The organism is Acinetobacter entericus, assembly GCF_026168575.1.
GTDB lineage: Bacteria > Pseudomonadota > Gammaproteobacteria > Pseudomonadales > Moraxellaceae > Acinetobacter > Acinetobacter bouvetii.
In genome coordinates, this window is the sequence record NZ_JAPEQW010000016.1 from 23566 (window position 1) to 36356 (window position 12791).

The following is a 12791-nucleotide window of genomic DNA, read 5'->3' on the forward strand; positions in this document are numbered from 1 at the left end:
CGCATTAGGCGGCTTTATTGGTTAATGATGCATCACACATTTATATGCACTAAGAATTGGCCGCCGATGGCGCTCTCGAGCTTCAGGTCATTCACTATCCTTTATAGAAAATGGCAATTCTTCATATTCCTCGCGGTACGTACTCATTCACTCACTGATGAGTATAAACAGCCATCTTTTCATCCTTAAGTTTCAGCACATACCAAAAAATAAGAGCGCTTATGGGCGCTCTTATACTGGATATTCTATACTTGGATGAAGTCAGTGGAAGATGGTTTCCAGCGCCTTCAACCCAACTTTAGGATCGAGCAGGCCATTGTAAATGTCTGGAATGTCGCGATCTACACCAAAGAATTCATAAATAGCCAGCATGGCGCCGCGCACTGAATATTCAACGGTAAACACGACATCATCTTCAATTTCTACGAACTGACCCAAGAAGGCAAAGTTTTGAGAACCCTGTGGAATGACTAATGGACGGTCACCTGGTTTGCGGCATGCGAACAGTGCGGATGCATAAGGCATCATTGCTGTCGTCACATCGGTTGTCTGCAGCACATGCTCTAAAATGTCATCAAAACCCAGCTGCTTAACCAGTTCAGTTAAGATCTCTTTGCCTGTCGCTTCACTCATGGGTTTCTTGATGTAGTCGCCGTTATGGTCAATTTGGAAACCGTAGCCCCATAGCGTGTATGTGCCCTCGGGCAAGTCGGCAAAATGCGGCTGTGCAGGAACAACAATTGATAAGTGCCAGCCAGACTCAAACCAAGTCATCAGCGCACCTGTACCAGGCTCATTGCCGGTGTAGTCAATAATGCGTTTTAATAGCACATCGTCTTTCATGGTAAGCGTGAACGACTCCCATTTATGCTCATCGATGTTGCCGAAGAACGTCATCGGGCGTCCAAAATCAGGGGCTTTTTTGGCTAAAGTTTCCCACAATGTCCAGCCATGATCCAAACGGTCACGGATTAAAGGCGGCACATCATCATTGCCACCATAGCGAGAATCGGCAGTAATTGAGCCTAATGTGAAAATGGCTAAGTCATGCGGTTTCAGCTCGATCTGCTCTGTGCCCTCGGGCAACTTGACATATAATCGTGTCGCGCGGCGCTCCTGAGTTTGTTCATCTGTGACAAAGTCAGCATCGGTCACGTAATTGCCAAAGCGCACATCAACACCTTGCGCTGTCAGCCAGCGCTGCAGAGGCAGAATCATGGAATCATACTGATTATATTTGGTGCGTTTTACGCCGGCGAGGGTATGAATGCGTGGCAGTTCCTGAATAAAACGCAGAAAGTAGCGGCGCAGTTCAGCAGCGCTATGCCATTTTTGAAAGGCGAAGGTGGTGCGCCACATGCGCCAGAAGTTGGTGTCAAAAAAGGCCTCATCAAAAAATTCGTCAATACGCCGGCTGCCAATTTTTTCCTCTTTAGAGGCTAATAGGCGCAACATTTGCGCGCGGTGCATTGTGTTTAGGCCTAATTTGGCAGCGTCAGCAATAATATGATTCGAATCAATCAGGCGCGCTTTGGCGTGAGTTTTCACCTGTTCGTTAAACTCACGGCACTCTTCGCGTACGGAAATTTCTGGGTTTTCTAAGGAAGGAATACTGGAAAACAAGTCCCAAAGGCATAAATAGGTTTCATCAGTTAACATGCGTCCGCCGCGCGTTACCCATGCCTGCGCAGCATGCGGGGTATGGCCGCCGTCCATTGATCCGCCGGAGATATCAAGTTCTTCCAGAATATGAATGTTTTTTGCTGGAACTTTGGCATCACGGATGGCAAAAGCCGCTGCAGCCATACCTGCAATACCGCCGCCAATAATCCAAAGATGTGACTGCTGGGGATCTAAAGAACTGCGTTTGTTATTTTGCATTGTTTACCCTCGTTTGATAAAAATTATATGCGGAAGGTTTTTAAAACCTTAATTTTAGTAAGTCTTTTTATATATGAAAAATGCATGAAATTTAAAGCATTTTAATGATAATTTTTGTAATGATGAAGCCATTCTGATCTGAGGTCAGCGGGGAGCAATCCTCGAAAATCCAGTTATGCACCTTGCAATGGAGCCGATATCTTGAGCTGCGCAGCTTGATAAAAACATGCACCCTTCAAATCAGGCAGTGTGTCCAATTTTGGGGGTGCAGATGAGAGTAGGAGTTTTATAGATAAAGTACTGTATTCAACAAGACTTTATTTTTTACTTTTTGATTTCTTAGATGCTAAGTACTCTTTATGAGCATCTTCTGCAAAACGCCGTAAAGAGTCGCCAATTGCCGCATATTCAAACTCATTTAAATTTGCCAAAGACGCACGTGCAGAAGGATGCTGTACAGCAAATCCAGAACCAGGCAGTAAAACTACGCCAGTTTCCTCTGCTACACGGAAAAGCAGTTCAGTTGGGTTCTTATTTTTCATTACCCAATCAGCAAATTCATCGCCATATAATATGCGTGAAGTGGTTTCTAAATTAACAAGGGTGTAGTAATCAACAGCATTTGGATCTTGAGGAACATCAACACCAAGCTGTCGATAGAGTGCCGCGTCACGTTCTCTTACAACAGATTTGACTGCTTCCTTATAGCTTTGACGGGAGTCCATTAAATTAAACAAGGCAAATAAAACCATTTGCACTTGCTGCGGAGTGGACAAGCCTGCTGTATGGTTTAATGCCACATTACGGCTATCTGCAACAAGACGGTCAATGAACTTAAGGCTCGCTGGGTCCGTGGTTAAAGAGGAATAGCGCTCTTCAAGTTCTTTTTTGTCTTTAGTTGGCAATTCTGTCAGTTTCTTATCAAGAATATTGTTATTGCTGAGTGCAATTATGCCTAATCGCCAGCCTGTTGCGCCAAAGTATTTAGAGAATGAATAGACCAAAATGGTATTGTCTGGGCATATTGCAAATAGGGATTTAAAATTATCTGCAAATGTTCCATAAACATCATCGGTCAAAATAATTAAATCAGGACGTTTTTTGACAATATCCGCTAAAATTGCCAAACCTTCATCACTCATCTTCACTGATGGGGGATTACTTGGGTTGACTAAGAAGAATGCTTTAATGGACGGATCTTCCAGTTTTCTAAGTTCAGATTCTGGATATTGCCAGTCTAAGTTTGGATCAGCCTGAATTAACACTTCTTCAAGCTGATAATCATTGAGTTTTGGAATTTCAAGATACGGTGTAAAAATGGGTGCGCCAATTGCAATACGGTCGCCATTTGCAATGATTTTATTTTCTTTTAATGAATTGAAAATATAGGCCATGGCAGCTGTGCCGCCTTCAACTGCAAATAAATCCAAGCCATCTTTAGGCATACTTTGTACACCCATTTCACGCAAAATATATTCTTTTATAATGGTTTCACTAATTCTGAGCATTCGGTCAGGCACTGGATAGTTACAGCCTAAAACGCCTTCAACCATTTCAAGTAAAAATGCATCTGGGTCTAAACCAAGCTGATCACGAACATATGATACGGCTTTCCCTAAAAATACTACGCCGGGTTTATCACGGTTCTGCAAAATAAAGTTATCAAAGCGGTTCTGTAACGCTACAGGGCGGGGGAATCCACCTAAACCCTCGGGCATAAATGAAAATGAAAACTCAGATTCTGTAGTAGAAAATAAACCAAGCTGGAAGAAGGCTCTGCGTGGAACAGTAGCTAAAAAGTTAGGATTTCCTCGGCCTGCATTAAGCATCATGCGGTCTGTTTTACTTTTAGCTATTTCGATGAGTTTATCTTTTAGTTCAAATGGGCTGAGTTTTGAATATTTAGTGTAATCAACATTCCCCATGAGGAGACTCCTTTTTATATTAAAGCGGATGTTTTATTTAGATCGGCTGATTTAAGCCAAACCTACAATGAGTGGACCAAGTAAAGTTAAAAATACGTTTGCTAAAGCATATGTAATTGCAAAAGGGACGGTAGGAATTGAGTTTCCAGCTTTATCAAGTACAGCACCAAATGCAGGGTTCGCACTGCGTGCGCCAGAGATTGCACCTGCCATTACTGCTACGTTGTCATAACGTAGAACATAGCGGGCGAATAACATTGCAAGAATCAGCGGAACAATAGTGACGACGACACCAATCATAAAGAGTGAAAGGCCGCTGTCTTTGATGGTTTGTATGGCTTGCAGTCCTGACTGCAGGCCGACAGCAGCAACAAAACCAGCTAAACCGAGATCTTTTAAAAGTTGAGAAGCTGCCAATGGCATATTCCCCCGCACTTGATTGCGGCTACGCAGCCATCCAAATAACAGGCCGGATAATAAAGCACCGCCGCCTGCACCCAGAGTAAGAGGAACACCGCCAATACGAATCACAAATAAACCGATGAGCAAACCAACGACCAAGCCAGCGCCGTGGAAAACCCAGTCTGTTTTTAAGCTTGTTTCTATGGCTTTCCCTGCTTCTTTTACTAAACGCTGAAGGTCGTTTTTTGTTCCATAAACGGTTACAACATCACCTTGACGCAGTACAGTATCGTCATTCAATACTTGCACTTCATCATTGCGTTTAATGGAGAGTACAAAAATCCCGTGCTTTAAATAGGGCGGTGTATTTGCTTTAACATCACCCAGCGTGCGATTAATGTATTTTGAATTGATTAAAATGACATCTGTTGTATCCATAACCATTTCCATACCCTGAGAGGACTGGAGTTCTGGGCCAATTTTTTCAGATACTGCAACGACATTTGCGCGGCGCCCGACAATTAAAATGACATCATCATCTTGTAAAATCTGCTCTGCAGAAACATCTACAAATTGATTGTTGCGCTTAAGGCGTTCAATGGTAACGCTTGATCCCATTGCTTCAATTTCTGCAATGGTTTTTCCTGAAGCGTACTTAACTTTATAAATGCGGCCAACAATTTCAGGTACAGCAAGCTCCTGGCCAGGAGCCAACTCAAAAGCGCCTTTTAGACGTTCAGATTGCGCTTTAAGTGCATCATCACGAATTTCGCGGCCCATGAATTTAGGCAGTATGTTTGCACAAATAATAATGGCGCCAAGTGAACCAAATATATAAGTCACTGCGTAGCCAATTGCGACGTTGGCTTGAAGTCTTTGAATCTCTGCAAGAGGAAGATCCAGTCTTGAAATTGCATCACCGGCAGTACCGATAATCGCAGATTGAGTCATGCCGCCAGCAGCGAGACCAGCAGCTAACCCCTTATCAAGATTGAAAAGCTTGGCCATAACTAAAACTGTAATTAGGCCAGTCACAGCCATGAAGACTGCTAATAAAATTTCTTTAATCGATTGAGGGCCAAGCGATTTGAAAAACTGCGGACCACTTTCAAACCCGACCGCGTAAATAAATAATGCAAAGAGTATGGCTTTGACACCATTATCTATAGGGACACCAAGCAGGCTTAATACAACAGCAACAAGAAGTGAACCTGCGACACCGCCGAATTGAAACTTTCCAAACTGAAATTGACCAATCCAAAAACCGATTGCCAATGACAGGAACAATAGGATTTCTGGGCTATGTTTTAATTCATTTTGTAACCATTCAATCATTTTTGATTCTCACTTTATAATATGTCGTGCCTCTAGTTTTTTAGGATGTTTTAAGTTTTACAGTATTCTTAATTCACAGTTTTTTTAAAATACTATGTGATTGATTCTTGTGCAAACATAAGGAATTTTTAGAACTTAAAGTATAGTTTATTTAAAGTATTTACTTATTAGTTATTTAGAGTGGTTAAGCCATTGGGTATTCGAAGAGGAATGATTTTTGAGATACAAACTTATACAATAAACACTATAAAGTTACTTAATTAATTCATGATTTTTAGTTGGAACTTAATAAAAAAATATGAGCGAAGATTGGCTGTAAATCATAGTTGGTTTTTTATTTTAAATTGTAAATGCTTATTGATTTTGCAGAAGCCTAGAGTTTACCCCTGCTTATCCAAACTAAGATTTTCTGATGAATGACTGCATTAAATATTATTGAAAATATTGGGTTTTTTATGATAAATAATTGTTTCCTCATTTGGGTAGCTCAGAAGTTTTCAATTTATTTTCACTGCTTTTTTCCTGCATGATTTAATGAGTGGATAGACAGTGCAGGGAGGTTTAATAAACCGATGAATAAAAAATTAATATCGCCATAAGTATTAGAATTGCCGTTACACTTATAGCCTTGATCCTTAGCGCCCAGAATAAGATTGAATATGGTAGTTTTTTTGTACGGGGGAATTTAACTTTTAAGTAATATTCGGAAAGAAATTGTTACGTTTAACTTTACCTTCGAATAGCTATATTTATGTAGATGAGACTAAGGAATTTAGAGGGCGGTTGTATGCAGTAAATCCGTGGTAAAGTGTTAATTAGTCCTCATAATAAACTCAGTAACGATTATGGTTATTAAGCTGCTCATCATCATAATAAAAATAACTTCATATTTTAATTTCACTGCAAAAATCCTTATAAAATAATTAGCTGTATGATTATTAATATTAACTCAAGCATTTAAGGAGTTATGCCTTAAGTTTTTATGATTAGCGCTATTGAGCAGCCAAATTTGCTTAAACTGCATTGTCCATGACATGGTGGCGTTCTTGATGATAAGACTCTTCTGTGTGGCCTTTTTTCCAATACGGGACTGCGTACAAATGCGTTTTTTTGACTTTATAAAGATGTTTAAACACTTTCAGTAAAGACACTACCCGAGAATTTTCACCCGCTAAACTCACAGAAATTTGCTGCTGATTCCAATCTAATTGCGCTAATGAGGCATAAATTTTCGCTTCGGCATCTGGATGCTGAATCAGCCAATGTACTGCTACAGCAGCCGGATGAATCAAGGAGATGCAATCTTTTTCATCTTCAATTTCAATCCAAACTTCACCCTGCGCATGAGCCGGAAGCAGTTCTAAAGAAGCAGCAATCATCGGCAAGGCAGAAAGGTCACCAATAAAAATCCAGTAGTCTGCAGCAGGATTAAATCGCGGGCGGCCGCCCGGGCCAGCTAAGCCAATAACTTGCCCTGGTTGAGCGGTTATGGCCCAATGTGCTGCTGTGCCATAATCCGCGTGCCGTACAAAATCGACCACCAATAATTGCTCATCTGCTAAAAAATTACGGATGGTGTATGTCCGTGTAATTGGCTTTTGCCCATCAGGCCACAGCACTTTTCCTTGTTCATTGCGGTAAGGCAGCAGGGGGTTTAAGTGTGCTTGTTCTGAAAAAAATAACTTAATGTGAGCACCATTTTGGTCGGTAGGAAAATCTGAAAAATCCTTACTTGAAAAATAGACCCGCTGCAGATGCGGAGATAATTGCTCAGAGGCATGTACACAAATGTAACGCGGCGGTGTCGGTAATGGAAAAGCCATAGTTTTCTGCGTCTTAACGTTTAAGTAACAAATGGTGGACAGGTTTTGATGAATTAATCGAAAGATTTTGTGGTGCTAATGTAATGTAAATGAATATTGTTTGCAAATGATAATCATTATATTTAATATTTAAGGGATGACTCAATTCAGTCAGACAACACACGTCCTATAAATACATTTCAATTTTTTATTCTTATAAAAAATGTTTGATCTACGGTGCTACACATGCAAACAATGGATTCTCTGGCTCCTTTAACCCGCGCACAACACAGTATGTGGAAAGGGCATCATCATCATGGCAGCTACCCATTCCATACTGCAGAATGGCTGGTTATTGACGGGCCGCTAAACCGAGAATTATTTCATCAAGCGATTGAATTCACATTAAAAGAGGCAAAGGCATTACATTGGCGAGCGCTCGAAAAAGATGGCAAGGTTTACCGTATAGATGATGTGGACGTGCGTCCGCCACAATTTGCCGATTTATCCCATCTAGATGACCAAGCCATTTTAGATTGGGCGGATTGTGCAGTAGAACCGCCTTTTGATTTAAGCACAGGCCATTTATACGATTACGTTTTTGCCCATTTAGATGATAACAAATATGGGTTGTTTTTTAGAGCGCACCATGTGGCTCTAGACGGTTATGCCTATGGATTGATGATTAATCGCTTCTTAGATTATTACCAGTCTTTAAAAAATGCATCGGCTCTAAAAAACAAGGCTTTTGATCATTTTGAAAAGTTTTTAGCAGATGAGCAGCGCTATCTTGCTTCACCAAAAGCTGAGCAGGATTTACAGTTTTGGCGTGAAAATTTTTCTCATGAGCTTGCACCGAAAAAGCGCTTAAAACGGAAGCTAAAACAGCCGTTTTATCAAGGCCCTCGGTATGAAGAGGTCATTGATTGGGAAACGCAGCAGAAAATGAACGCATTGGCTGCGGAACTGAAATTGCCGAGTGCCATGGTGGTCATGGCCGTCATGATGAGTTATTTGGTTAAGCAGTCCGGTGACAGCAAGCAATGCTTTGGTGTGCCGATGATGTCGCGTTTAGGGACTGCATCAATGCGCATCCCCTGTTTAGTTATGAATATTTTACCTTTACGGTTGGCTGGAACAGGACAAGAGAATCTTAAAGAAACTGTTCAGCTCTTAGCGCAGCGGTTTGCGGAAGTCAGACCGCATCAAAACAGCTATTTTGAACAAATGCGTTTTGTATTAGATGGATTTGATCCCTTTGACAACATTTTATTTGGCCCGATTGTAAACTGGATTCCTTATCCATTACCTGAGTATTTTGAAGGCTGCCATTTAACAAAGACTACCATTTCTGCAGGTCCAATTGAGGACTTTGATATCGCGATCACCAATAAGTTTGTGGATGGCGTTGAGCGCTTATATCTTGCGGTCGATGGGCATAAAGAACTCTACAATGTCGAAGCTTTAGGCGAGTACTGGCATGACTTTATGCGCATGCTGCGCTTATGGCTGCAGCAGCCCGAGCAGTTAGCCAATCAATTAAGCATTGAAAAAAAACTGCCAGATTAAATCTGGCAGTGTTTAATACGCTTTATTTGCAGGCGATTAAACCCCGAGCGTTGCGCCGCCATCAACAACCAGTTCATGCATAGTAATTTGTTTGGCCTGATCTGACAGCAAGAACAAGACGGCATTTGCGACATCTTCAGGCTCGGCAATTTTTCTCAGCGGAATGCCGCTGCGGTACTGTTCAAGGTTGCCTTCAATAATGCCCGCGGGCGGCTGATCATCTGTCCATAGCTGCTTTTGCATTTGAGTTAAGGTTGAACCCGGCGAAACCAAGTTGCAGCGAATGCCATGCGGTGCAAGCTCTAAAGCTAAATTTTTAAAGTAGTGGCTGACTGTGGCTTTCGTGGTGGCATATAACCCCATGTTCATGCGGGGAATAAGCGCAGCATTTGAGCTGATGCTGACAATGGCCCCGGATTGATAAGGAATCATTTGCTGGGCAACCCATTGAGACAGCAGGGCTGGCCCCATAAAGTTGACTGCCAAGTTGTGCTGCCATTGGGCTTCAGTGGTCTCAAGCAGGCTGCCCATTTCTAAAATGCCAGCGGCATTCACCAAGCCTGTAATAGGCTGTTCTGCCCAGGGTGATTGCTGAATACACTCTATCAGGCTATTGGTTCGCTTAATATTATGTGAAATGGCATAAAAATTTTGTTGTTCTGATGGGGTGAGTGTCTGAATGACTTGCCATTTTTGAGAGTCAGGCTGCAGATCTATCCCAATGACCTGATGGCTTTGTTGAAGTAATTTTTTTACCACCGCTGCGCCAATCCCGCGTGCGGCACCCGTCACAATAAATACTGTGGACATTTAAACATCCCTTAATCGGTTAACAAAAAGTAACGATTATCGTTACTATTTGAGAATAATAATCATTATAGTTATTGCGTTCAACTACTTTAGCCAGAAGGCAGTAGGATTGAACATTTAAAAACATAATTGAAAGATGTGAGAGCAAATATGTTGGCAGTAGAACCATCAGTCTTTAAAAATATGATTGGAATAACCAGGGAGAATTTAATTGAAGCAGAAGTTGCCGGCTTTGTATTTGCGACACCTACGGGAACTATTTCAAGTAAAAAACTGCTTGAAAATATCCATTTTGAGCGTCAGCCGGAATTGTCTTTTGTCGAGCAGCAGCAGAAATGGCTGAAGCACGCACAGCATAAACTGCAGCAAAGAATCCAAGCGACCGGAAATTCTGAACTCATTTTGGTGGGTAGCTTGCCCTTCGATCATCGTGATTTACCTGAAATGTCGATTGCGGAAGCAAAAAATACCTATGTCACGGATGGATTAAATTTTGTACCGCCTTTTGAAAGACTCTCACAAGTTCAAGCAACTTTTGTTCCCCCGCAGGCCGACTATGTCGATGGTGTAGCGAAACTCGTGGAATTAATGAAAACAACTGAGCTGGAAAAGGCCGTTTTGGCGCGTGCAATTGATCTTCAATGTGAGCAAAAAATACCTGTTGTAGACTTGTTTTATCAGTTATTTAAGAATAATCCTGAAGGCTATACCTTTGCCTTAGCGCAAGATCCTAGAAAGTCTGGATGGTTTATGGGAGCCAGCCCCGAATTGCTGGTTGCCAAGCAAAATCAGTATGTGTTCAGCAATCCAGTTGCAGGAACCTTGGCGCGGAGTGCCGACGCGCTAGAAGACCAAGCGCAAGCGCAGCGTTTGCTGGCATCTGCAAAAGACCGGCATGAACATGCTGTGGTGATTGAAGCGATTGCGGATTTACTCTCGCCATTGTGTGACAAGCTGAGTATTCCGAAGTCTCCATCCTTAATCAAAACTCAAACGGTTTGGCATTTGGCTACTCAAATTCAAGGCACACTGAAAGATCCTGAAATGCATGTTTTCGATTTAGCCTCAATTTTGCATCCCACACCTGCTGTTTGCGGGCAGCCTGCGCCTTTAGCGCGTCAATTGATCTCTGATTTAGAACCTTTCAACCGCAATTTATTTGCGGGCACGATGGGCTGGAGTGATGCTCACGGCAATGGCGCATGGGCTGTGAATGTGCGCTGCGGCCGTATTTTTGAATATTCAGCGCGGTTATACGCGGGTGCAGGTATTGTTGAGGCATCACAGCCGGCCAGTGAATTGAATGAAACAATTGCGAAATTTAAGACCATGCTGAATGCATTGGGCTTGAATGCCGATCAACTGACATATCAATAAGGCGCAGTGTCATATTAAAACAAGAAACGAATGCACAGCATCTCTGGGACGGTATTGTGCAATATCCGCCTGAGTTTGTAGAAAAATATATCGCCAAAGGCTACTGGCAGGGGCAGACCCTCAGTGATTTCTTTATTGAATGTGCTGAAAAATACAGCCAAAACACTGCGCTTATTTGTGGCGCACGCCAGTTCAGTTATGCGGATTTGCAGCAGCGTATAGATGCGTTTGCGGTGTATTTAAGTAAACAAGGCTATCAGCTGGGCGATAGCGTAGTAATTCAGCTCCCGAATATTGCGGAGTTCTTTATTGCCTATTTTGGCGCATTGCGTATTGGTATGCGGCCAATCATGAGTTTGCCTGCGCATCGTCATATTGAAGTCAGTCACTTTATTGGTCAAACCAATGCAAAGCTCTATATTTGCGCTGATAAATTTATGGGCTTTGACTACCGCCGGTTAGCGCATGAATGTCTGAAACGGTGTGAAAGTTTGCAGCGCGTCATTGTTGTGGGAGATGCCGGTGATTTTGATGCATGGCCTGAGACGGATCAGCCCCAAATGCATCGCGTGGTTCCGCCGCAATTGACGGCACGTCATGTGGCATTTTTCCAGCTTTCCGGCGGCAGTACGGGGACGCCAAAACTGATTCCGCGTACGCATGATGACTATTTATATAGTGTCCGCGCCAGTGCAGACATTTGTGAGCTGAATCAGCAAACCAAAATGTTAATGGTATTGCCTGTTGCGCATAATTTCAGCATGAGTTCTGCCGGTTCATTAGGGCTGTTTTATGCTGGCGGCACGTTGGTTTTATCACAAGATCCTTCAGCAGCAGCATGTTTTGCTTTAATCAAAAAGCATGGAATTTCTCATGCTGCCTTAGTGCCCGCTTTAGCCGCATCTTGGGCTGAGGCCGTACAAAAAGGGCAGGAGAATATTTTTCCCCGCCTTGCGGTACTGCAAGTTGGGGGAGCCCGGCTAGCCGATGCCTTGGCGCGTCAATTGACTGAACAATATCAGTGCCGCTTACAGCAGGTCTTTGGCATGGCGGAAGGTTTAGTTAATTACACCCGTTATGATGACGATATTGAGCAAATCATCTCGACACAGGGCAGCCGCATCAGTGCGGACGATGAAATCAAAGTGGTGGATGATGAAGACCAAGAGCTGCCGATAGGTGAAGTTGGACATCTATTAACTCGAGGGCCCTATACCATTCGGGGCTATTACAATGCGCCCGAACATAACCGTAACGCATTCACGGTTGATGGTTTCTACCGCACGGGTGATTTAGTCCGCATCAATGCTGCAGGCAACATTATTGTAGAGGGTCGCAGTAAGGATCAGATCAACCGTGGCGGTGAAAAAATCGCCACTGAAGAAGTAGAACAAGTGCTCAATCAGCATCCTCAAGTCATTCAATCAGCATTGGTTTCTATGCCTGATTCAATGCTGGGTGAAAAAAGCTGCGCTTATATTCAATGGCGCATAGATGGGCAAGACCCCAGTCAAACACGGCTAAGCATGCAACTTCGGCAATATGTTCAACATTATGGCCTGGCGACTTATAAAATTCCCGATCATATTGAATTTGTTGAAGACATGCCTTATACCGCTTTGGGAAAAATAGATAAAAAAGCCCTCAGACAGCGTTTAGCTGCAGCACACATTTTATAAAATATATAGGT

General features: G+C 42.7%; 8 protein-coding genes. 3 read left to right on the forward strand and 5 right to left on the reverse strand.

Translation table 11 applies throughout. From position 1 onward, the window contains the following. Window positions 1-261: 261 nt before the first annotated feature. The 4 genes from OKC24_RS12710 to OKC24_RS12725 form a co-directional block, all read right to left on the reverse strand. Window positions 262-1881 carry an oleate hydratase gene (locus OKC24_RS12710; protein ID WP_130147890.1) on the reverse strand — a complete coding sequence of 540 codons (1620 nt, stop codon included), beginning with the start codon at window positions 1879-1881 and terminating at the stop codon, window positions 262-264. A gap of 317 nt (window positions 1882-2198) precedes the next feature. Then, complete coding sequence (locus OKC24_RS12715) at window positions 2199-3806, reverse strand: bifunctional aspartate transaminase/aspartate 4-decarboxylase (RefSeq protein WP_130147888.1); 1608 nt, start codon at window positions 3804-3806, stop codon at window positions 2199-2201. A 51-nt stretch (window positions 3807-3857) separates the two neighbouring features. Then, a complete protein-coding gene (gene aspT / locus OKC24_RS12720) occupies window positions 3858-5543 on the reverse strand; it encodes an aspartate-alanine antiporter (protein WP_130147886.1) in 1686 nt (561 codons plus the stop codon). Window positions 5544-6556: 1013 nt separating this feature from the next. After that, window positions 6557-7366, reverse strand: coding sequence for a siderophore-interacting protein (locus OKC24_RS12725; protein ID WP_130147884.1), 810 nt, complete (start codon window positions 7364-7366; stop codon window positions 6557-6559). A gap of 225 nt (window positions 7367-7591) precedes the next feature. Between OKC24_RS12725 and OKC24_RS12730 the strand changes: the two genes are divergently transcribed. Further along, the gene (locus OKC24_RS12730; RefSeq protein ID WP_130147882.1) at window positions 7592-8914 is read left to right on the forward strand and encodes a condensation domain-containing protein; all 1323 of its coding nucleotides are present in this window, start codon (window positions 7592-7594) and stop codon (window positions 8912-8914) included. Window positions 8915-8950: 36 nt separating this feature from the next. On the opposite strand, the gene OKC24_RS12735 is transcribed toward OKC24_RS12730, so the two are convergent. Then, window positions 8951-9724 carry an SDR family oxidoreductase gene (locus tag OKC24_RS12735; protein ID WP_130147881.1) on the reverse strand — a complete coding sequence of 258 codons (774 nt, stop codon included), beginning with the start codon at window positions 9722-9724 and terminating at the stop codon, window positions 8951-8953. 150 nt (window positions 9725-9874) lie between these two features. Here OKC24_RS12735 and OKC24_RS12740 point away from each other — a divergent pair, with 150 nt between their 5' ends. Both OKC24_RS12740 and OKC24_RS12745 read left to right on the forward strand, forming a co-directional pair. Then, entirely contained in the window at window positions 9875-11101 is a 1227-nt protein-coding gene (locus tag OKC24_RS12740; RefSeq protein WP_130147879.1) for an isochorismate synthase, read from the forward strand. A gap of 11 nt (window positions 11102-11112) precedes the next feature. Beyond that, the gene (locus tag OKC24_RS12745; RefSeq protein WP_130147877.1) at window positions 11113-12780 is read left to right on the forward strand and encodes a (2,3-dihydroxybenzoyl)adenylate synthase; all 1668 of its coding nucleotides are present in this window, start codon (window positions 11113-11115) and stop codon (window positions 12778-12780) included. Window positions 12781-12791 lie beyond the last annotated feature (11 nt).

Coding starts and splice junctions, on each gene's coding strand:
- OKC24_RS12715 (WP_130147888.1), bottom strand. CDS start 3,806: ATGGGGAATGTTGATTACACTAAATATTCAAAACTCAGCCCATTTGAA.
- OKC24_RS12725 (WP_130147884.1), bottom strand. CDS start 7,366: ATGGCTTTTCCATTACCGACACCGCCGCGTTACATTTGTGTACATGCC.
- OKC24_RS12735 (WP_130147881.1), bottom strand. CDS start 9,724: ATGTCCACAGTATTTATTGTGACGGGTGCCGCACGCGGGATTGGCGCA.
- aspT (WP_130147886.1), bottom strand. CDS start 5,543: ATGATTGAATGGTTACAAAATGAATTAAAACATAGCCCAGAAATCCTA.
- OKC24_RS12740 (WP_130147879.1), top strand. CDS start 9,875: ATGTTGGCAGTAGAACCATCAGTCTTTAAAAATATGATTGGAATAACC.
- OKC24_RS12730 (WP_130147882.1), top strand. CDS start 7,592: ATGCAAACAATGGATTCTCTGGCTCCTTTAACCCGCGCACAACACAGT.
- OKC24_RS12710 (WP_130147890.1), bottom strand. CDS start 1,881: ATGCAAAATAACAAACGCAGTTCTTTAGATCCCCAGCAGTCACATCTT.